Raw genomic sequence first — 21,391 nt, forward strand, 5'->3', positions numbered from 1 at the left:
GGTGTAGTCTTGTTATGCAAACGTAATGCAGAAGGTCGCCCCCTGGATCACCTTAGTGTTATGAAAACATGCGTTCCGGATGAGGAGATTGATCCTCCAATTCTCACACTCGTCGGCCCGACCGCGGTCGGCAAAACCTCACTCAGCCTTGCCCTTGCCCAACAGCTAAATGCGGAGATTATTTCGGCCGATAGCCGGCAGGTGTACGAGGAGCTAACGATCGGGACTGCTAAACCCTCGCCGTCCGAACTCGCGCAAGCGCCTCATCACTTCATCGGCGAACGATCTGTCGAAGGACCTCCATTTTCCGCCGGTGCATTTGCCGATGCGGCAAACGCCCGGATTCGAGAGATTCGCGATCGCGGGAAACAGGCTATTGTCGTCGGAGGATCGACATTATACGTTCATGCGCTCCAGGAAGGGCTGGCCGACATCCCTGACGTCCCCACCTCCGTCCGTGAAGAACTGTCGGCTCGACTGGAGAACGAGGGGCCGGAGGCGTTGTACGCCGAGCTTCAAGAGGTGGACCCGACACAGGCAGAGAAGAATGATCCGACGAAGACCCAGCGTGTGATCCGGGCGCTAGAGGTCTACCACCACACTGGAAAACCGCTTACGCACTTTTACGAGAATCAACCGGAGCCTCCGTTCTCGTACCGAACGGTCGTGTTGAATCGAGACCGCCAAAAATTATACGATAGAATCAACCGGCGCGTGGATCAGATGCTGGACGCGGGCCTCCTCGACGAAGTCCGCGAGGTGATGGAGTTGGATGTCAACCTGGACGAAGCCCCGCTGAGCACCATCGGATATCGAGAGCCCATCCAGCATCTCCGTGGGGACATCAACCGCGACGAGATGATCCGCCTCGTGAAACGCAACTCGCGGCGGTACGCCAAACGGCAGCTCACCTGGTTTCGGCGTTACGACGATTACGTTTGGCTCGAAGCAGACGGAGCCGCACCCGAGGATGTCTTCGATGCCGTTGCGTTTGAACCGTCGGTCCGATAACACAGACAAGTCGACGGTATACACGGCGAAAGATGCCTCACGCGACAGGCAGACCTTCCTCCATCGGTTCGAGCACAAGCAAGGCCTGTGGGTGCACGATTCCTGTCGAGGTCTCGCAATGTTCGACGGATGCCCCGCATCGGCGCGCGACGTTTTTCCACTCGTCCGTCGAACGAAACGAAAGATGCTCCTCCTGCAGCGTCATTTCCCCGTTCGATCGCAGCCGGTTCACGAAACGATCCGCCGCCTCAAGAAAACGATGCTGAACCGGATTCGTCACCACGCTTTCGACGACAATAACGCGTCCACTCGTGACACGGAGCGCTTCGCGTAGAACCGCCTCGGCATGTTCGCAGTGGTGGAGCACGAAATAGAGAATCGTCGCATCGAAGGCGTTCTCCTCATACGGTAATCGTACGCCATCGTACGTGTCGTGGGGCAACTCCGTCCGATTCAGGTCGATCACGTCACATAACTGCACGTCCCATGGGATTCCTGATTCGCCACTGCGGATCATGTCTCCCCGTTGCAGTATGCGGCCGACATAGCCTTCTCCTGCCCCCAGATCGAGCAGTTTCCACCGTCCCCCGTGATGCGATCCATCCCCAGCGGAAAGCCACGGGCGGACACGGTTCGCCTTTGCGGCGGCTCGTCGGATCTGGAGACTCTGAAGCAGGTGGTCGAAGATGCTTGAGATATCTGCTTTTGCCTGCCAGATCCACAATCCTGCGGCTCCACTCCAGCCGGCAACGACCCAGACCCAGTACGGACCGCCCACGTAAAATGTGTACGTACCCAGAGCGGCTGCACTGAGCCAGATCCAGCCCCATACGGGCATTACACCTCTCTGTGCACCGGTCCGGTCGAAAACAACCAGCGGAAGGACCGCAAGCAGGTACCACGGATGAACGGTCGTGCTGAAGACGAGAAACCCGCCGAGAATCCAGAGCGCCGCCGTTCGAAAGTCGAGGTGACGACGCGCATCGACAGCGTAAATGACCGGCAGCGTAGCAAGAAAGAGCGTGCTAAAGATCGGGCCGAGCGTCTTGCTGTAATCGATTCCCGTCAGGTTCAAAAGAATCTGCTTCGCGCCAAGATACGGGCCGGCAAAGAACTCGAATAGCTGGACATACAGATCGAGCGAGCTCATGACGTTCGGTAGCACGTACCAGGCGACGTATGGCGCGCACAGAACGCTGCCCACGGCAACGCCCGGGACCAGGCGTTTCCAACCGAACCGCCGGAGTAGAAGCGGAAACAGAAAGACGGGATACAGCTTGACGAGCGTCGCGCCGACGACGGCACACGACGCGATCGCAGGTCGCGACGTGCGCACGGCCCACACTGCTGCAACGAGGAAGAAAACCAGTGCGGCTTCTGTATGCCCCTGCCCCGCTGTTTCGAGCACGACGAGCGGACTCCAGGCGTACAGAATCAGGCGGCGCGCGGTGACAAGGCGCGACAGCAGTAACAACGCCCCCACCTCGAGGGTCGCGAAAAGGATTTTGATTGTGTAGAAACTCTGTTTCCACGACCCTGGCCCGCCAAAAATCGAGTCCACCCATGCGCCTGCGGCAAACACCATCTGCGAGATGGGCGGGTATACGCTGTAGAACGACGGAGAATTCAGACGCTCGACCAAGTCGTTCTGCGCGAGCCAGCCTCCGACGTCAGCCGACTTAACCGCATCGGACGGGACAAATCGATATGGGTTGATGCCTTCGAGTTGTAACCATCCATCCCAGATGTACCGAAACGTATCGTCTGTCAGACCTGGGGTGAGTGGGAGAAACGCGATTCTCGCCACAATGGCCCCGACTAGGACATGCGAGGTCGTGAGTTGATTCCGCTTCCAGAGCCAGACCGTTCCCGCCGTCGTGGCGATCGCAATAGCCACAAAGAGTCCGCGCGCTTCCGGAATCGGTGCACAAACAGCGACCCCAATCAGACCGAGCCACACCGGCACCGCCACGGGATCGATTGTGCGCAAAGAAGACCGTACCGGAGATGCCACGATTCGCGTGATCGACGATTTGAGAAAATGACGAGCCGTCGTTCAGTGTCCCAACGGCTCGTTTCGTTACGCAGTCTCGTGAACCTCAGCGAATGACCGCAGCACGCCGGACGACGGGCTCATCGGAAGGAGATTCGACGCGGAAGATGTAGATCCCTGCTGGCACCTTCTCTCCCCGCGAATCCCGCAGGTCCCACTCGCGTCCACCGGTTAGCGAGCGTTCCTTTGACAGCACACGCACGAGCCGTCCGTCCGTGGAATAGACGCGAATCGTGCTCTGTGATGGCAGCCCGGCTATCGTAAGCGCATTACCATGCTGCGACGCACGGTATGGATTAGGATAAACGAAGACGTCGTCCAGATTATCCGCCGGCTCCGAAAGCCGAATCCCACGGCTCTTCTCCGCCAGAGTCTCCCCGGAGGTCGACGTGAGATCACCGAGCCGAAGCTGCGTTCTCTGCCCGTTCGCCCCGATCACCGTCCCATCGACCGTGACGACGACGCGGTTTGGGGTCGAGTCGTCGAACGCGACGCTAGCGACCGTCCCCGGATCGGGCTGTACGGTGTATTTGGCGAGATCTCGTGCGTCGTCCGGTTGCACGGGTTGCGAAAAGAGAATTTCGACGCGCCGCTGATCGAGGACGGTCCAGTCGGTGACGATGAACCCCGCCTCCGCCTGCTTTGGGAACGTAACGGTCGCGCTGGTCTGGGACACGGCCAAGCCCGACCGGTCGACAACGCCGTCCCACTGAAGTGTACCGGATGCCGTGCTCGGCCGAGCCGCAAAGCGAAGGACGACCGCCGCTTCGTTTCGACCAAACGTGAGACCGACCGGATGCTCGCCTTCGAAGTCAAACTGTTCAGCGCGAGTCGACGTGGCGAGCGGTTCGGTGAACACGAGTTCGATCGTCGTCGGACTCACAGGATCGATGCTGGCCACCGTCGCGGGATCATGAGGTCGAATCGTACGCCGATTTGAAAGCGGCGACGTGGATCCGTTGTACCAGGCCTGCAGCGCCACCTCCCGCGGATTCGACCGGGCAAGCGTAACTGTGGAGTCGGTCGTGCTCAACGCACGCGAAAGCGAGGTGCCCTCCGGTCCATCAAAAACGGTCACGGAGTCTGCGCCCGGTGCCTTCCACCGTAGAAGGATCGACGAGGCATCATCCGGCCGAGCCGTAATCCAGGATGGCGGCGGGTATTGCGCGGAGGCCGCGTCGAATTCGAACCGCTGCATCACAGGCCGACTCGTTGAGACAAGCAGTTCCGGTGACCCGTTACCGTTGAAATCACCCGAGACCATGCTCGCGCTCAAGATCTTGCCAGCGGCGGAGGTCCCGTCATTGTGATACACCACCCTCCAGCCGCCGTTGATGTCGAAGTCTGCGATGAAAAGCTCTGGCGGATGGCTAATGGCGATCTCGTCGCGGCCATCGCCGTCGTAGTCAAAGCTCTCAATTCCACCGTCAGGCGCGACCTCGCCGGCAATGGGAATCTCGCCTCTCACCGCGTACTCATCGTCGCCTGCGGCACTCCAGAACTGGTAGAGCCCAATACTCGGCTCGACCTCGCCGTTCGGAAGGGTCAGCGGATAGTTTTGCCGAAAGGTAGCGAAATCCGTCTGTCCATCGCCATCAAAGTCGCCCGTCGCCATTCGGTCGCCGGCGTCGACGTAATCGGTTTCGTCCATCCAGGCGACGCGCATCGAGTCGTCTGCTACAGCTTCGTACACGATCAAATCCCCGTCCCGATCGCCGACAAGGAAGTCCGTGCGGCCGTCCCCGTCGAAGTCACCGTCCGCTGCGATGGCCGGGCCGAAGCGGTTGGCGAGAGCCGCCGAGTCGACGGACGCTGCACTTGTCGGATTGTCAAGGCGAAAGGTCTCGATATAGTCTCCCCCTGACGCCTCCAGAAATCGCCATTGCTGACCGTTATGCCCCACAATTTCGCCCTTTCCATCCCGGTCGATGTCCGTCAGGAGCGTGCCGATGAGATCGTTCTTCGTCTCGGAGTCTCCATCGAGGCCCGTCGTATCGATAAAAGCAAGTTGCGACGGCACCGACGTCTGGTCTGGCTGCTCGAGCATCAACGTCACCGCAACCACCTGCGTCAGCAGATCCTGCAAGCCGTCGGCATCGGGATCCCCGAGATCGCGGGGAATGACGGAAGCAACGAGCGTATCCGCAGGAAGGAAATCCGATCCCGCCCACTCGAAGAATCGAAGGGTGTCTGAAATGCCGCCTTGCTTCCGCTGGTTGACAACAACCTCGAGCAGCCCGTCTTCATCGAAGTCGGTTGCCTGAGGCAAAACTCGCCCCGCGGAAACGGATGTCGAGGACACGTTGAAGAGACTGGAGTTGAACCTGCGTGGCGGCACGTCAACCTCCACGGTATCTGCCGTGACGAGTCCAGCCGTATTCGTTGCAGAAATGATTACCTCTGCACGACCGCCCTGTCCGGTCGGATCGATTGCGCGCAGACTGTGACGCCGAACCTCGTATTCGCTTTCCGCGGTTGTCGACTGACCATTCAGCACGACGCGCATGTCAATCTGCGTCACGTCGTCGGTCTCTACATCCGCGAGAACGCCGTATTCCCCGGAAATGAGGCCGCCCATGGCGGAACGGACGTTTATATTCGGCGGTGTTCGGTCGATGTAGATGCGGCGGCGGTCTTCTACCGTCGAGCCGTCTCGCTTCTGCACAACCAGCCGCAGGGTGTACTCGCCGTCAGGGTACTGTGAAGGCGAAAGCGCTGCGACATCCCACACGGCAAGCGTGTCGTTGATAACGGGTGTCTCGATCGGCGTCTCCGTGATGGGCTCCCATGGATCGAAGCGATCGTCAAAGGCCGATGTACCCTCCGCAATGTACAGGCTATAGGACGAAAACCCCGGATTAACCGCGGATCCGGTGATTGCAACAGGGGTTGCGCCAGACACGCCACCATTGAACTCCGGCGATGTGATCTCTACAGCGGCAGGAATCGCTTCTTGAAGCGCGCGGAGCACGTCAAGTCGGCCCGCAGCCGTGACGTGATTCCAGCCGGGCTCCTGCAGATCGGTCGCCGTGTCCGTGATGATCGACCGGACGGATGCTGGATCCAAAGTGGGATCGAGCGATCGAAGTAGCGCAACCGCGCCCGCGACCTGCGGGGCGGCAAACGACGAACCGCTCACTGGGCCGTACAGGTCATCCGCTTCGAGCGTATCGCGATCCACGTCCATTCCCGGGTATCGCGTCGTGAACACATTCGAGCCCGGCGCTCCAATGTCCACTCCGATCCCGTACTGGCTCTGACTGAACCGGTCCGGCAGCCCCGTTCCGTCCTCTGCCAGCCACATCACCGAGATCGCGTCCGGGTAATCAGACGGATAGTGGGCGTCGTCCGTCGCCTGGTTTCCCGCAGAGGCAACGACGACAACGCCTCGATCGGCGGCATAGCGGACGGCTTCCTCGATCAGGGGAGCCGGTCGATCACGTCCGAATGACAGGTTGACGACTTCGAACCGCTGATTCGCGGCATACACGATGGCCGCGGCGATATCATCGGTCTGCCCCCGTCCATCCGCTCCGAACGCACGAAGCGAAACAAACCGAGCTCCCGGTGCGACACCGAGCACGCCCCCTTGCTGTGCGTTGGCCGGCACGCCGGACGTGATGCCCGCGACGAACGTGCCGTGCCCAGAAATGCCCGCTGTCGTATCCGGTCGCGGATCCGGATCTCGATCCTCGTATTCCCCAACCAGGTCAAGTCCAGGTCGATCGACAAAGTCGTATCCCACCACGTCATCGACAAAACCGTTTCCGTCGTCATCTACCCCGTTCAGGTCTCCCGAATCGAATCGACCGTTTCCGTTGATGTCCTCAGCAGCGTTGATGTACGCTTGTCCCTCTAAGTCCGGGTGGTCCAGGTCGACCCCGGTATCTATAATGCCGATGCGAACGTCCGCGTTGCCCCGGGTTATGTCTTGAGCCTCTCGCGCTCGAATGACGTCCAGGTGGTCAAGGCTGTCAGCGAACGCGTTGTCGGAGTCACTGAAACGCCTGTAGCGTTCAGAGCTGGTTTCGATCGAGAACGACACGTTCTCTTGAACATATCGAACGTCAGACCGCGAGGCCCACGCTGATCTCAACGTACGCAAACGCGACGAGTCCGCCACGGCAAGAACGTACGCCGGGATCGCACCACCCCGAGCCTTTCTGGCGGACTGAGCGAAAACCGGTTTGGCCGCAGATACGCCATCGAAAAGGTCGGGGGCTTCAGACTGCCCCGACTTTGCGCCCTCCAGGGCCTGCTGCAGCGATGCTGCTCCAGGCTCAAGGCGAACGATCAGTTCCGCGGGCTGGGCAACCGCCGTACATGGGATAAAGATAAGCAGGAAAAGAAGAGTGCGCTTCATGCAATAACGGCACTTACTGATCAGTGATGTGCTACAAGGTAACCGCCGTCGAGGCACGGGCGCAACCGACGCCGTCTCTGCCATTTGGTGCGTGCGGTCGTCCTGACGGTACCTGCGGCTTTCGGCTTTCTACTCGATCTGCTTCAGGTCCTTCGGCGAGGTGGTAAGATTTCGACATCCCTCCTCTTCAATCACGACGATATCCTCAATGCGAATGCCGAACCTCCCCGGTATGTAAACACCGGGCTCGATGGTGATGACCACTCCCTCAGAAAGCTCCGAATCGCTGTTGCGGGAAACGCGTGGCCATTCGTGAATCTGAAGTCCAAGTCCGTGACCCAGACTGTGGGTAAACGCATCTGCAAGATCGTGCGAGGCGAGAACATCCCGTGCAACGGCGTCGAGTTCGCTCGCCTGCATACCCGATCGCGCCACTTGAAGCGCCGCCTCTTGAGCCTCAAGTACCGCTGCATACGCTTGCTTCATCTCCTCGTCCGGAGCGCCGATCGCGATTGTCCGCGTCATGTCGGATGCATACCCGTTGAGGAAGCAGCCCATGTCGATCACGACGAGTTCCCCCTTCTGCAGAACGCGATCCGTCGGGCGGGCGTGGGGCAATGCACCATTCGGCCCCGAGGCGACGATTGGATCGAACGACATTTTCTCCGCCCCGCCCTTCATATGGCGATAGACGATTTCCGCTGCCACCTCTTTCTCCGTCATCCCGGGTTGGATCAGGTGCAGGAGATCCTTAAAGACGCCATCGGTCAGGCGCTGCGCAGCAGCAATCGCCTCGACCTCATCCTCCGACTTTACACCGGCCTGGTTGGTAAGCATCTGGTCGACCGGTACGAATTCGACGCCGTCGAAACGTTCATCCCAGTCCGATCGCCGACTCACCGTAACGTGATCGGCCTGAAAAGCCACACGTCGGCAGCCCGCAAGCAGGTCGCTCTCCGCCAGATAGGCATCGAGCCCATTCGACGAGATGTGAACCATGACGTCATCCGGGACCTCGTTCTCTGCCTGGTCCCGATAGCGACCATCCGTGATGAGGTGTGCGGCGTCCGTTGTGACGACGAGAAGCCCGTTTGACCCGGTAAAACCACTGCTCCACCGAACGTCTGGCGCAAAGTTGACGAGAACGGCGTCTACCTCAAGGTCGTGGAGTCGCCTTTTTACTTTGGGCAAATGCCTCATTGCAATAACGGAGTATCCTTTTCAACGAATGCCGCTCTATAGAAAATGCCGGGACCACCTTCGCAGTCCCGGCATCCACATGGGCCTCGCCCAACTCGATTAGCTAGACTTCGAGGAGCGGCCTGAGTAGTAATTCGGCGACTCCTTCGTGATCTGAATGTCGTGGGGATGGCTTTCGCGGACGCCCGCGGCTGTCGTCCGGACGAACGAAGCGTGATCGTATAGATCGTCTACCGTTTCGCAACCACAGTAGCCCATCGCTGCGCGGAGACCACCCGACATCTGGTGAATCACTTCACTGAGCGTTCCGCTGTACGGTACACGCCCCTCGATACCTTCCGGAACGAGTTTCTTCAGGTCGTCCTCAACGTCCTGGAAGTAGCGATCCTTGCTTCCGGCTTCCATCGCGCTCACGGAGCCCATGCCGCGATAGCTCTTGTATTTCCGCCCCTCGTAAATGATCGTCTCCCCGGGGCTCTCTTCCACGCTGGCGAACAGGCCACCGATCATAACGCAATTGGCACCTGCGGCGAGCGCCTTTGGAATATCGCCAGTCTGCTTGATGCCACCGTCCGCAATAATCGGTACGTTGTGTTCACGCGCTGCGGAGGCGCACTCCATGATGGCCGATAACTGCGGCACGCCAACGCCCGCAACGACTCGTGTCGTGCAGATCGAGCCGGGGCCAATGCCGACCTTCACGGCGTCAACACCCGCTTCGATGAGGTCGAGCGTTCCAGATGCCGTCGCGACATTGCCGGCGACAATTCCGACTTCTTCCTCGAATCGATCGGCAATCTTGGCAACCGTTTCCAGGACGCCCTCCGAGTGGCCGTGAGCGGTGTCGATCGTGATGAAGTCGACCCCGACCTCGACGAGAGCCGCGACGCGCTCGATGACGTCTTCCGTAACGCCGACGGCAGCACCAACCCGGAGGCGGCCATGTTCGTCTTTGCAGGCATTCGGATGCTTGCGGCGCTTCCGAATGTCTTTGAACGTAATCAGGCCTTTCAGATATCCTTCCTCATCGACGACTGGCAGCTTCTCAATCTTATGCCGCTGAAGGATCTGCACGGCTTCGTCGAGCGTGGTGCCGACCGGCGCGGTGATAAGATCGTCCGACGTCATCATCCGATGGATTGGCGTCTCATTCTGCAGCTCGAACCGGACGTCCCGGTTCGTCACGATGCCGACGAGTTTCTTCTGCTCGTCCACGACCGGAATGCCGCCAATGGAATAGTGCGACATCATCCGACGCGCGTCGCCGACCGTATCATGCGGCGAAATCGTAATCGGGTCGAGGATCATCCCGCTCTCCGACCGCTTCACGCGCCGCACCTCGGCGGCCTGGTGCTCGATCGACATGTTTTTGTGCAGAACGCCGCAGCCGCCCTCGCGTGCCATGGCGATCGCCAGGTCCGCCTCCGTCACTGTATCCATTGCGGCCGACAGAATCGGCACGTTCAGCTCGATGTTCTTCGTCAGTTGGCTGGACGTAGATACCTCGCGCGGCATCACGGACGAGCGGCGCGGGACGAGCAGGACGTCGTCGTACGTCAGCCCTTCCCCCTTGATCTTACGATCGAACGCCGCGCTGAGGGCATCGGCATCAGACGAGGTCTCCGGGGGCGAAGTATGATTGATCTCCATGGGGTTCGATTACTTGAGGTTAACGCGTTTGCGGAGCGAGCGTACTTCGTGGGGACGCAACCGACGCCACCGCCCCCGATCCAGTTTGCCAGCGGTGAGACCCGCGTACTTCGGGCGATCGAGCTGTACGATGTCATGACCGAGTTTCTCGAACATGCGCCGCACCTGCCGATTTCGACCTTCGTGGATCTCCAGGGCCACGTCGGTTTTGTTCAACCGCTGATCGATGTAGGTGACCCGATCGGCAGCGGCCAGTCCATCCTCGAGCTCAACACCCGACTGAAGCTCGTCGAGTTCGTGGGGTTTAACCGGCTCGCGGGTGCGAACGAAATAGATCTTCGCGATCTCGTAGCTGGGATGCATCAAACGATGCGCCAGGTCGCCATCATTCGTCAGCAGCAACACACCGGTCGTGTTGCGGTCAAGCCGACCGACGGGAAACATGCCCTTCGGGTTGTCCGACGAAATGCCGGCGGCTTCGAGCACGGTCTTCCGCCCCTTCGGGTCGTCCGTCGTGCTGATCGTATCCTTCGGCTTGTTCAGAAGGATGTAGTCGAAGTCCTTGAGTGAAATCCGGTCGCCATCCACCTCGACGGTCTGGCCCGGGTAGACGCGGGTCCCGTGCTCGGTTACGACCTCCCCGTTCAACCGAACCCGACCCTGTTCGACCAGCTTGTCCGCATCTCGGCGTGAGCAGACGCCCGCATGCGAGATGTACTTATTGATGCGCATGCCGTCCTTTTCGGACGATGTGTGCGGGTTTCCCATCAGCGAACCGTGGTTCGGGTGTTCAGTGGCGTCGGCTTGTTATTAGTTCTTGTACGCCCACGGGCTAACTTGTGCCGCACGTTTCGTGAGTTCACAGGGTTTTGTCGCCGGCCTTGTTCATTCGCATAGAGGTTCTCCTATAAGTCTGTTTCTATACTCATCCGGTGACCTTCACTTCTCGGAACTGATGTGAGGCCATCGTTCGATATAATCCATCTTTAACGACTAATTCTGCATGGGTGCCCTCCTGAACCAGACGTCCAGCCTGAATCACGAGGATGCGGTCGACATCTCGAATCGTTGCCAGGCGATGACTGATGATGAAGGTAGTACAACTGTTCGATAGCTGGTCGAACGAATCTTGAATCCACGCCTCGGACTGTGAGTCGAGAGACGCCGTAGCCTCGTCTAGCAAAAGGATGTGCGCATTTTTGAGTAATGCGCGGGCGACCGCAATGCGCTGTCGCTGTCCTCCACTAAGCCGCACACCCGCTTCACCCGCAGGAGTGTCGTACCCCTCTTCGAATTCAGAAATGAATCCATGAGCGTTTGCAGCACGAGCGGCATTTCGAACTTCTTCGTCGGACGCGTTGAGGCGACCATATCGAATGTTCTCTCCGATCGACGTGGCATGGAGACGCGCTTCCTGTGACACGACACTGATCTGCTTACGAAGGGAGTTCTTCCGCACGTCTCGTATATCATATCCCCCGACCAGAACCCGCCCCGACGTAGGGTCGAAGAACCGTGGAATGAGATTCATCAACGTTGTCTTTCCGGAGCCGCTCGGCCCCACAAGAGCGACTGTCTCCCCCGGACGGACCTCAAAATCAATCTCTTTGAGAACCAGCTGCCCCTGCTCGTACTCGAAGTTAACCCGCTCGAATCGAATAGTCAGACTGGAGTCCAGATCCTATAATTCAGCGGAAGTGCCAAGCGCCTGCAGACACGCCTCAAACGCAGCCTTTTGTCGTTTGGGCCTAGTGAGCAGGTCCTGCATCCAGTCAATCTCCCATCGAAAGAAGCTCCGCCTCCGGCGTCCAGGGGCCTTTTTAGGCTGCGCTTTCGGCGTTTAGGCCCGTTTCTCACCGACCAGATGACTCCACCCAAAGGCCATCACTAATAGCCCAATCAGTCGCCGGTTGCGATCCGGGTTGGTAAAAGCGGTCGCCTCCAGGTCAAGTCCGCGGGACTTCAATGCAGCGAACAGGGTCTCCACCTCCTAGTGACGCCGATCGATTGCCGGGCTGCACGTAGACGCCAACAGGAGAAAGCGGACCTTGAGAGGCTTAATGTCGGTGCTCGCTTGACGCACCATGATCTGGTCCGGAACCGACGCATCGTCGGTTCCGTCGAGCCCTCGAGCGTACATCTTCGCTCAAAGCCCGAGGCCCTCCTCGTCAAGACGCAGACGGCGATTGGCGCACAGACGAATCAGCAACGGGATCGACGCAGTCTGAAGTCGGCGCAGCCACGGCACAGGGACAAACTCGCGGCCGGACGTCACGGACTCCACGTCAGTGGATGCAATGGCGCTGAGCGCCGTCTTCAGGACCTCGATTTGTTTTTCGGACCCAGAGCTAGCTTCCCCTCTTCGCCAGCGTTGGCCATGCCACAAGAAATGCGATACCTCGAAAAGCAATGCCAATCATGAGCACCTTGCCCGAAGCACCACTCGATTCGGTCCAAGACCATTATGTAGGGCGGCTCCTGGGGCACTAGACGGACGAGCAGCGTCGATGGCGCGGGTAGACGACCATCCTAGTCGGCGAGGAAACGGCGAATCCGGTGGTGGGTGGAGGCCAGCCTCCTGGACCCCGGTCTTTCGCGACACGGCGATCCGGCGTAGATTCGTCATCAGTTGGAGCGATGCCAGGTCGAAGCGCTCCATGAAAGTCACCCGCGTCCGGTGCCAGCACAGCGTCCAGTGGAGAATGGTTGTGAGGGAGGTGATGTCTGGCATCTCTGAGCGTGTTGGTTGTGTACGGAGATCGCGAGTGATTTCACGATCTGTATCATCGCGCATCCAGCACTTTCACTGTCGTCGCGTACGGTGGTCGAGCTCACTAAATTTACTTTTCTACGCCAGCTTTTAGACAACTGCATGTTTAAACCCATGTAGTCAAACGTCCTCGGAAGAACGTTCAGCCTTATGCCGGCACCCACGACCAAGAGTAGGAGAGTTACTAAGATAATAGCCGTCTCCTACCGATCAGCGATGCATTTGACGAGGTAGAAATGAGCCTCATCAAGATCGGTCGGGAAACTGTCTATTTATCCTGAAGCGCGTCCCTAGGAGACGACCGAGCAGCATCGAATGCCTGCCAACTCACTGTTGTCAGTGCCACGAGAAGGGCGAGGATACCCACAGCGATGAAAACGAGCGGGCCCGGCTCCGTCCGGTATGCAAAACTGTCGAGCCATCGGTCCATCCCGTACCAAGCCACCGGGACGGCAATAGCGAAGCCTAGAATAACCAGTGCAATGAAATCTTTCGATAGCAATGCAACAATCGACTGTACCGACGCACCTAGCGCCTTTCGTATTCCGATTTCCTTCTTCCGGCGTTCGGCCGTGAACGCCGCCAGCCCCAGCAGCCCGAGGCACGCAACGACTATAGCGAGAAAAGCTGCCGCAGCGAAGATCTTGGCTACGCGCGCCTCCGCATGGTACTGTGCAGCTAGACTACTCGCGAGGAAGTCGTACTCAAAAGAAAGCCCGGAGAACTCTTCCCACAAATCGCGCACGGACGCGATTGTCGACGGCACTTCGGTCCCGGACAGGCGAACTGCAACACGTTTCTGCGCACGGGTTGGCGGCCTTAAGACGAGCGGATATATTTTTTCATGAAGCGACTCGTAGTGGTAATTTTCCGTTACGCCAATGATTGTGGCTCCCCCCGATATGGCGAGACTTTTCCCAACCGCCTGTTCGGGTGTCCAGCCAAAACTGTGGGCCGCGGCGCGGTTAATGAGTATCGCTGAGGAATCCGTTCGCTCCGGCGAGAACGAGCGACCCTCTACCATCGAGATACCGAGAGCATCGGTATAATTCCAGCCCACTGATGTATAGTTTACATTCTGGCTGTCCATGTCAGGGTCAGATGCCTCCACGATGCCATTCCAAAAGAAATCACCGGGCATCGCGTAACTCGACGCAGCCTCTCCTGTCACCCCGGGAAGCCGCTCTAATTCCTGCATAAAGGCGCTGATCTGATCACCCAGCATATCGGTATTCTCAACAACCAGAACGTTCTCTTCCTCAAACCCAAGCCCTGCACCTCGCATGAAGTCTAATTGCTGATGGATAACCGCGGCGCCCGCAAGAACCGCGATCGTTACCGCAAATTGAAATATTACCAGTCCTTGCCGAAATCGACGGCCGCTCTGGCCCTTGGTATAAGTCCCCTGTAGCACATCTGTGGTTTCGAACCGGCTCAACACACAGGCTGGTAGGACGCCCGCAGCAAATCCGACGATCACTGCAAGGACCGGCAGGGCAAAGACCCATCCGGCTCCGAGGACCGACCACAGCGACACGTCTTTTCCGCTGATAGCATTTAAGAATGGCATTCCGGCCCATGCTATAAGCACCGCTAGTATCGTAGCGGCTCCACTCATCACAAACGCCTCACCAAGAAACTGCCCCGCGAGCTGTTCGCGACGTGCACCCAGGGCCTTTCTGACTCCGACCTCATTAGCTCGCTCGCTCGACCTAGCCGTGGCAAGATTTGTAAAGTTGATGCAGGCGAGAATAAGAACAAATACAGCAAGGCCTCCAAATAGCCAGACATACAGAATGTCGCTTTGAGATCCCCCGGGCATTGACATGACCGTTACCGGAACTCCCTGACCAAGATGGATCCCGGTAAGCGGCTGTAGGTGCGGGATGAACGCGCTCCCTTTCGCCTCTTCCGGACGAGGAAAAGCGTTCGACACCACATCAATTACTCGCTGTTCTACCTCTTGCTTGGACACACCGTCTTGCAGTTGGACGTATGTGATGTAATCATTGGCAAACCAGGTTGCGTCGTTATTGATGGTTTTCAGAGATACGAGGAAGTCGAATGACAAGCTCGAATTTGAGGGGACATCGCTAAGAACACCAGTCACTTCTAGCGACCGTTCGTCAATCATCAACATTTCCCCGATAGCTGTCTGATTTGGAAAGTACTTTTCCGCCATCGACTCTGTCAGCAAAACCGTTCCAGGTCGTTCGAGCATACTCTCGCCCCTCTTCAGTGGAAAAGTAAACACATCCAAGAACCCCTCGCCGGCGTAAAACACACCCTTTTCTATAAACTTGGCGCTTTCATGATAAACCACCGCTTGCGCGTCCGCAGCGCCAACAGTCGAAACGACCTGCTCGATTCCTCGCACACTTCCTTCAATAGCCGGCGCAAGCGCCGACGGGGTGGCTGGTATTGTAGCCTCAATCTCTGGAAGGTCAAACTGGCGCAATACGCGATATGTCCGGTCGCTGCTCTCGTGAAACGAGTCATACGAGAGCTCATCTTGTATCCACAGCCCGATAAGAATAACGGACGCAAGGCCTACGGCAAATCCTCCGACGTTTATCGCGGCATAGCTTTTCCGACGACAAAGAGTACGCAGTGCAATCTTGAAATAGTTACGGAGCATGTGGTGGCGGTTTTAGATTGAGGAAGAACGCTATTAAATCCTTATAACCCAAGGCGAAGTCAAGAACTTGGCGCCCGTACACTATCGTTCTGCGGACAACTGGGCGACTTCTTCGGTCAACAGACATAGGCCTATCAGTAGTTATCACTACTAACATCTTAAGGTTAATATTGTAATTTGTACAAATTGATAAGCATAATTTATATATGAAATTCATCTATTACATCAATTTTTAGATACACCTTAGACACACTATGCATGAGATATGCCTAGGCATATCTTTATTTATATGGGTGCGGACGTCCTTTTAGGCCCACCTTTACCTTCTCTCACAACGAAAAACACATGGCCATCGTGCCACGCCTAGTAGTGTGATGTAGACCCAGTTTTGTGAACGAAGCAGTCTCCGTGCAGCGCTTCACAAAGTATCGACCGACATTGTTGCTTCTCTCCGAGTGCATTCAACATCAGCAAGGTATACTCCTCACCTGCACCGTAGCATAGATATGCTATAATACTTAACACTTTGTCCAGCTTTTTATACATTGAATGTTCGGATTACATACAGCTATCGGTTGAGTCCTTAATATTGTGTCATCCGGGTGGCGACTAGAAAAAGCCATCGCGTTCTGCCAGGTTGGAAGAGAGACCAATCCACCCCAACCGACATGATTGCGATGGCCACCTTTGAGATTACAATCGACAACAACACGATCCAAGACCTTCTCCAAAGCGATCAGGGCCTGTCGGCGCTGCTCGGGCCAATCCTGAACCAGGTCCTGGACGCGGAAATGAGTGAGCACCTGCGCGCCGCGTGTACGAGCAGACCAAACTCCGCACCGGCTACCGGAACGGCTCGTACACGCAGCAACTCACCGCACGCCTCGGGATGCTCGACTTGGAGGTGGCTCGCGACTAAGAGAGGGACGTTCAAGACATCGTATCAGCGATGCGAGAAAGCGCTGGTCCTTGCGCTGATGCAGATGGTGAACCTAGATCTCATGAGATGTACTCAGGCCGTCTCCACTCGCCGCGTCAAGAAGATCACCACCGAGCTCTGCGACTGCAAGTTTACACAGTCGACGGTATCGCGCCTCTTTGATGGGCTAGATGAGCAGGTCGACGCCTGGGCGCAGCGCCCGCTCGACGGGTAGCCGTACCCGTTCGTGCTTTTCGATGCACTGCAGATCGAGGTCCGTCACGAAGACGCGGTGCGAGCCACCACCGTCGTGATTGGCGTCGACATCGGGACGGATCGACAGCGAGAACTCCTCAGGCTGCATCTGTCCTACAGCAAGACCGAAGGCGGCTGGCACCGGTTCATCGAGAGGCTCAAGGCGCGAGGGCTCTCCGGCGTTCGCGTGGCCACCAGTGACGCCCATGACGGCCTCCGCCTGGCGGTAAATGCATCGTTCCCCGGTCTGATCGCCAGGTGCACTTCCGGCGCAACGTGATCGTGCAGACGCCGCCTCCACTCACCGACCGGATGCACAACCAGCTGGCCCCCATTCTTACCGCCTCGGCGCCAGCGCCTGCCCGTTAGACCCTGCACGCAACGATCGAGACGCTCGAAGGCGAAGGCGATACCGCAACGGACGTACTGAAAACGGGCTTCGATGACGCCACCGCGATGCTAGCGCTTCCGCCCAAGCACCGCTGCCGCCTTCGGACCACAAACATGTTCGATCGTTTGATCGAGGAGATTCGACGTCGAGAACGCATGGTCCGCATCTCCCCGACGATGGATGCAGCGCGTCGTCTGATCGGGTCTCGCTGCGCGGAGCAGAACGAGGAGTGGTCCACCAGGTGCCGCCATCTCACCATGGATGACTTCTTCGCCTGGGAGCGTGCACAGGCCGTGCAAGCCGAGGCCGAGCCTGACCCGACCGCAACGCCGCTCCTTCACACCGCATAATCCGACGATCTTATCAGAACGCAATGCACAACATGCGAGACTTTATATTTTTTGCGTAGTTGATTACGAATATACAGTCTAATAGGATATAGATCGTGTGTACATAATAATATGAAGTTTTATAGTACTCTATTTGACGACTACTGTATAGAAAGTACTATGAATCCGTTGCGTGGGCGAGAAATATCTTCGACTCTTGTACTCTTATCAGCTCTTTTGCTATTCGGTGGATGTGATATCGTAGGATCGGAAACAAAGTCCGGACCTGATCCCTCTCTTGAGCTAAGCTCATCAACGGTGACGTTCGACGAATACACTACCGAAGCAAGACTAACTCTTGTTCTCTACAACTCCGACTCCCTTTCTTGGAGTGTCGCAGAACGACCCAACTGGTTGCATGTTGCCCCAGACAACGGAGTCGTGAGAGGCAGAGACCAACTATCTCTGCGCGTTGATACGACCCAAATAGTGGGAGGAACTGTCGCTTCCGAACCATTGATTCTAACTTCGGGCGAGAAGAAGGACACCGTCAGGGTGACAAAAGAGGTTCCACGCCCCCTCCTCCACCTCAGCACCACATCCTTTCACTTGGACGAACTGAGACGGTCGGATAGTTTAACGATCGAATCCGAGTATGGCCACGAGATTCCATGGACGATTCAACACAAGCCCAAGTGGATAACCGTGCACCAATCGGATTCCACCTCAGTCACCGCGTCGATGTCGATGTCATTTACAGTGGACGAATCACTGTTACCATACGGCTCTGATAATAGCAACCAGATTGACATTCGATGAGGAGGACAGATTTCGTCCATTGCTGTGACGAAGACTGTCTCTCACTACAGATATGTTCTAAAAGAGACGCTTGGAGGATCCTGAAACCTCACTCACCTATTCCTCCCGGGTCGAGACGAACCGCTGATGTTTTCTGACGAAGCGAATTCGTCGGTCTCGGTAGGTCCGAGTCCATGGGTATACTTCACGTCGACTGACCGCTACAACGGACCCGACTGGGAGTTTGCACCTACAAAAGCGAGCCACTTGATCAAGGGTCCAGATGCAAACCAAGTCACGTTTTACGACCCTTAGACCGCTGAGTCTGCACCCGCTGGCGTGAGGGCATGGCTCTCATCCGCAATCGCACTCGGCATCGACGAAGTTCTCTTCGTCCGACCGACTGCTGATCCGACATCCATATTCGCTGTCAAGATTATGGACATCCTAGAAGTCTCCGATGGCAAAGACGAGATCACCGTCAAGGTGGCCGAGTTCATGCGATAGTTCGTCCTGCGTATCGCATCCATGTTTATTGCATAAAAACGAGTCTATATCCGTTTCGTGACCCAGCCCATAGAGCCATAATCCATACCCGGGGGTGAGGGAGATGATAACACAAAGCAATACTTAAGCATTTAGACATGTCCCGACGACAAACACATTAGCCTGCCGAATCTGAATTGGATAGATCCGTGTCGTGACAGCTCTCGATATTATCCGGAATAGCCGGAATGTCATTCTCCACAGGCTCTTGGTAGTCCGAAGCTTCAAGGTTCACATTGCCGCTCAGGTCGTCTCTTTCTTCGGACGCAATCTCCCCCTTGAAGCTAACAGATAGTATGATCTTGAACTCCTCGTGCGAGTCGGGCGCTTTCACACCGCTACGCCGATTCTCGGTCGCCCGATTCTACATCCGACGGGACACCATCAGCAGTTACATTTCCATCCGCACGGTCGCCCGCATCCTCTGGTGTCTCGTTCTCCGCCTCAACTCCTTCTTCGGACGAGCTGACCTCGTCGGACGCTTCTTCGTTGTCGATGAAGTCGTCTGCGTCCAGCTCGCCTTTCTGGACCATCTCACGAGCCTCGGAAAGCACCTCTTTGGCCGTCTCCCGGTCGGTGATCTCTTTCTCGGTATCGAGTTGCAGGAGCTGTGACCGCTCTTCGTCGAAGTTCGGATCGTCGAGAAGATCTTCGATTTCCCGAAGCGTCGGCAGGTCCTCGAGCGTGTTGAGCCCGAACTGCTCCAGAAACCGATCCGTGGTTCCGTAAAGCAGCGGCCGGCCGAGCGACTCGCTCCGCCCCTTGACGTCGGCCAGCCCGAGGTCCAGCAGCTTGCGAATCGCGTAGTCGGAGTTTACGCCGCGGACGAAGTCGACCTCCGGACGCGTGACGGGCTGCCGGTACGCCAGAACCGCAAGCGTCTCCAGCAGCGATCGAGACAGCGACGTCTCCTGCTCGCCCACGACCAGCGCCTTGACGAACGGCGACATTTCGGGGCGAGTCGTAATGCGGTAGCCACCGGACCACTCATGGATCACGAGCGGACGACCGGTCGACTGGTATTCCTGATTCAGGGCGCGGACGTGCGCTTCGACCGTGGCAATGTCTGGCTGCATACGACCGGTCACCTCGGCAAAGATCTCGCCGATACGGTGCGGAGGAACCGGCTCATCAGCAGCGAAAATCATGGATTCCGCCGCCTTCATCAGGCGAGGATCGATGTCGATCTCCTCCAGGGCCTCGGGGTCGAGTCGGGCGCCGGGCACGGTGTGATCGCGATCGTCTTCCGGTGGGCCGTCGCTGTCAGACTCTTCCTCTGATTCCGGATCGGAGACCGTCTCTCCATCCTCGGCCCCGTTTTCTTCCGAATCCGCAGATTCCGGTGCTGGGGACTGTGCTTCCGGTTTATCCGTGGTCTCCCGGCCAGGGTTGTCGACGCTTTCTTCCTCTCCTGTCACGGGTTCGTCGATAGCACTGGCTTCAGGCCCCGGCGACATTACAGGACTGGACTCAGATTCAGGTGCGTCGTTTGCGTTGTCTGTGTTTTCGGCGCTTCCGTTTGTAATGGGATTGGTCACTTTTTCTTTGCAATAACGGTAATACCAGTTCGTGCGTCTGTGCTTCGGGTCAGCCGGTCATGGCGCCATCGCCGCCAATGGCAGTGTCGCCCGGCGCCTTCGATCTCTCGGATTCATCTGACGTCGACGATGCGTCGTCGTCCGCAACCTGCACCCCGTCCGGGATCTCAACACCGGGGTCGTCTTCGATCAACGGCTGCTCGTCGCGCTCGACAAGGGTGAAGTCAATCGCGTCTTCCGTATGAATCTCAACGTACAGATACTGCTGACGGGCAAGCTCAAGCGTCGCAAGAAATGTGGCGATGATGAACGGCTTCGAGCGCCCCTCACACAGCTCACTGAACGGCACGCGGGGCTCGGACATCAACCGTTCGAGCACGTACTCCTGCTGCCCCTCGATCGAATACCGGAGCGGCTCGACCTCGTGCACCACCTCTTCCTCTTCCTCGGCCTGCTGTAGCATCTGACCGAGAGCTTTCACGAGGTCGTACACCGAGTTGTCGACATCGACGTCGTGCGAGTCCTGGATTTCGTCTCGGTCGCTCGCCGCCTCCCCGCGCGGATACATGTCGCTGACCGTTTCACGTCGCTCGGCTAGCTGGTCCGAGGCTTCTTTGAAGCGAACGTATTCAAGCAGCCGCTCCACGAGTTCTCGCCGGGGATCAACGACCTCGCCGTCCTCGTCCGTCGTCTCCGTCGGAAGCAGCATCCGCGCCTTGATGTTGATCAAGAGCGCAGCCATGTAGATGAAGTCCGCGACCCCGTCCAGGTCGATTTCTTCGAGCAGACGCACGTACGCGAGGTACTCGTCCGCGATCTGGGCGATCGGGATGTCGTAAATGTCGAGCTCATCCCGTCGGATGAAGAACAGCAGCAGGTCCATCGGACCTTCGAACTGCTGCAGGGAAACGCGATACATGGGCAGCTACC

Annotated in this window: 12 protein-coding genes and 1 pseudogene; 4 read left to right on the forward strand and 9 right to left on the reverse strand. The window is 57.6% G+C overall.

Going from position 1 to position 21,391, the window contains the following annotated elements; genetic code table 11:
* The first annotated feature begins 60 nt into the window (after positions 1-60).
* Positions 61-1,011: a tRNA (adenosine(37)-N6)-dimethylallyltransferase MiaA gene (gene miaA / locus CRI94_RS01980; protein ID WP_098073976.1), complete on the forward strand. Its 951-nt coding sequence runs from the start codon at positions 61-63 to the stop codon at positions 1,009-1,011.
* Positions 1,012-1,048: 37 nt separating this feature from the next.
* Here the strand turns inward: miaA and CRI94_RS01985 are convergent, their stop codons facing one another.
* The 7 genes from CRI94_RS01985 to CRI94_RS02020 form a co-directional block, all read right to left on the reverse strand.
* Positions 1,049-3,001 carry a methyltransferase domain-containing protein gene (locus CRI94_RS01985; protein WP_098073977.1) on the reverse strand — a complete coding sequence of 651 codons (1,953 nt, stop codon included), beginning with the start codon at positions 2,999-3,001 and terminating at the stop codon, positions 1,049-1,051.
* 109 nt (positions 3,002-3,110) lie between these two features.
* Positions 3,111-7,427 carry a S8 family serine peptidase gene (locus CRI94_RS01990; protein ID WP_179862115.1) on the reverse strand — a complete coding sequence of 1,439 codons (4,317 nt, stop codon included), beginning with the start codon at positions 7,425-7,427 and terminating at the stop codon, positions 3,111-3,113.
* A gap of 129 nt (positions 7,428-7,556) precedes the next feature.
* The gene (locus tag CRI94_RS01995) at positions 7,557-8,618 is read right to left on the reverse strand and encodes a M24 family metallopeptidase (RefSeq protein WP_245846035.1); all 1,062 of its coding nucleotides are present in this window, start codon (positions 8,616-8,618) and stop codon (positions 7,557-7,559) included.
* Between the two features lie 108 nt (positions 8,619-8,726).
* Positions 8,727-10,277: an IMP dehydrogenase gene (gene guaB, locus CRI94_RS02000; protein ID WP_098073980.1), complete on the reverse strand. Its 1,551-nt coding sequence runs from the start codon at positions 10,275-10,277 to the stop codon at positions 8,727-8,729.
* Between the two features lie 9 nt (positions 10,278-10,286).
* Positions 10,287-11,045 carry a pseudouridine synthase gene (locus tag CRI94_RS02005; RefSeq protein ID WP_098073981.1) on the reverse strand — a complete coding sequence of 253 codons (759 nt, stop codon included), beginning with the start codon at positions 11,043-11,045 and terminating at the stop codon, positions 10,287-10,289.
* Between the two features lie 157 nt (positions 11,046-11,202).
* Positions 11,203-11,955 carry an ABC transporter ATP-binding protein gene (locus CRI94_RS02010; protein WP_098073982.1) on the reverse strand — a complete coding sequence of 251 codons (753 nt, stop codon included), beginning with the start codon at positions 11,953-11,955 and terminating at the stop codon, positions 11,203-11,205.
* Positions 11,956-13,315: 1,360 nt separating this feature from the next.
* Positions 13,316-15,685, reverse strand: coding sequence for an ABC transporter permease (locus CRI94_RS02020; RefSeq protein WP_098073984.1), 2,370 nt, complete (start codon positions 15,683-15,685; stop codon positions 13,316-13,318).
* 677 nt (positions 15,686-16,362) lie between these two features.
* Between CRI94_RS02020 and CRI94_RS17865 the strand changes: the two are divergent.
* The 3 genes and pseudogenes from CRI94_RS17865 (at position 16,363) to CRI94_RS18130 (ending at position 18,398) form a co-directional block, all read left to right on the forward strand.
* Positions 16,363-17,139, forward strand: a pseudogene (locus CRI94_RS17865) (transposase).
* Positions 17,140-17,315: 176 nt separating this feature from the next.
* Positions 17,316-17,600, forward strand: coding sequence for a transposase (locus CRI94_RS02035; protein WP_098073987.1), 285 nt, complete (start codon positions 17,316-17,318; stop codon positions 17,598-17,600).
* A gap of 159 nt (positions 17,601-17,759) precedes the next feature.
* Positions 17,760-18,398, forward strand: a complete 639-nt coding sequence (locus CRI94_RS18130) for a BACON domain-containing protein (RefSeq protein WP_425437363.1) — start codon at positions 17,760-17,762, stop codon at positions 18,396-18,398.
* A gap of 863 nt (positions 18,399-19,261) precedes the next feature.
* Here the strand turns inward: CRI94_RS18130 and scpB are convergent.
* Positions 19,262-20,461, reverse strand: a complete 1,200-nt coding sequence (scpB, locus tag CRI94_RS02050) for an SMC-Scp complex subunit ScpB (RefSeq protein ID WP_245846037.1) — start codon at positions 20,459-20,461, stop codon at positions 19,262-19,264.
* A 49-nt stretch (positions 20,462-20,510) separates the two neighbouring features.
* Complete coding sequence (locus CRI94_RS02055; protein ID WP_098073990.1) at positions 20,511-21,380, reverse strand: segregation and condensation protein A; 870 nt, start codon at positions 21,378-21,380, stop codon at positions 20,511-20,513.
* Positions 21,381-21,391 lie beyond the last annotated feature (11 nt).

The organism is Longibacter salinarum (genome assembly GCF_002554795.1).
GTDB classification, from domain to species: domain Bacteria; phylum Bacteroidota; class Rhodothermia; order Rhodothermales; family Salinibacteraceae; genus Longibacter; species Longibacter salinarum.

What these genes read in the sequence shown, in the direction of transcription:
- CRI94_RS02035 (WP_098073987.1), top strand. Translation starts at nt 17,316, where the DNA reads ATGCTAGCGCTTCCGCCCAAGCACCGCTGCCGCCTTCGGACCACAAAC.
- CRI94_RS02020 (WP_098073984.1), bottom strand. Translation starts at nt 15,685, where the DNA reads ATGCTCCGTAACTATTTCAAGATTGCACTGCGTACTCTTTGTCGTCGG.
- CRI94_RS01990 (WP_179862115.1), bottom strand. Translation starts at nt 7,427, where the DNA reads ATGAAGCGCACTCTTCTTTTCCTGCTTATCTTTATCCCATGTACGGCG.
- CRI94_RS02005 (WP_098073981.1), bottom strand. Translation starts at nt 11,045, where the DNA reads ATGGGAAACCCGCACACATCGTCCGAAAAGGACGGCATGCGCATCAAT.
- CRI94_RS02055 (WP_098073990.1), bottom strand. Translation starts at nt 21,380, where the DNA reads ATGTATCGCGTTTCCCTGCAGCAGTTCGAAGGTCCGATGGACCTGCTG.
- guaB (WP_098073980.1), bottom strand. Translation starts at nt 10,277, where the DNA reads ATGGAGATCAATCATACTTCGCCCCCGGAGACCTCGTCTGATGCCGAT.
- miaA (WP_098073976.1), top strand. Translation starts at nt 61, where the DNA reads ATGAAAACATGCGTTCCGGATGAGGAGATTGATCCTCCAATTCTCACA.
- CRI94_RS18130 (WP_425437363.1), top strand. Translation starts at nt 17,760, where the DNA reads ATGAATCCGTTGCGTGGGCGAGAAATATCTTCGACTCTTGTACTCTTA.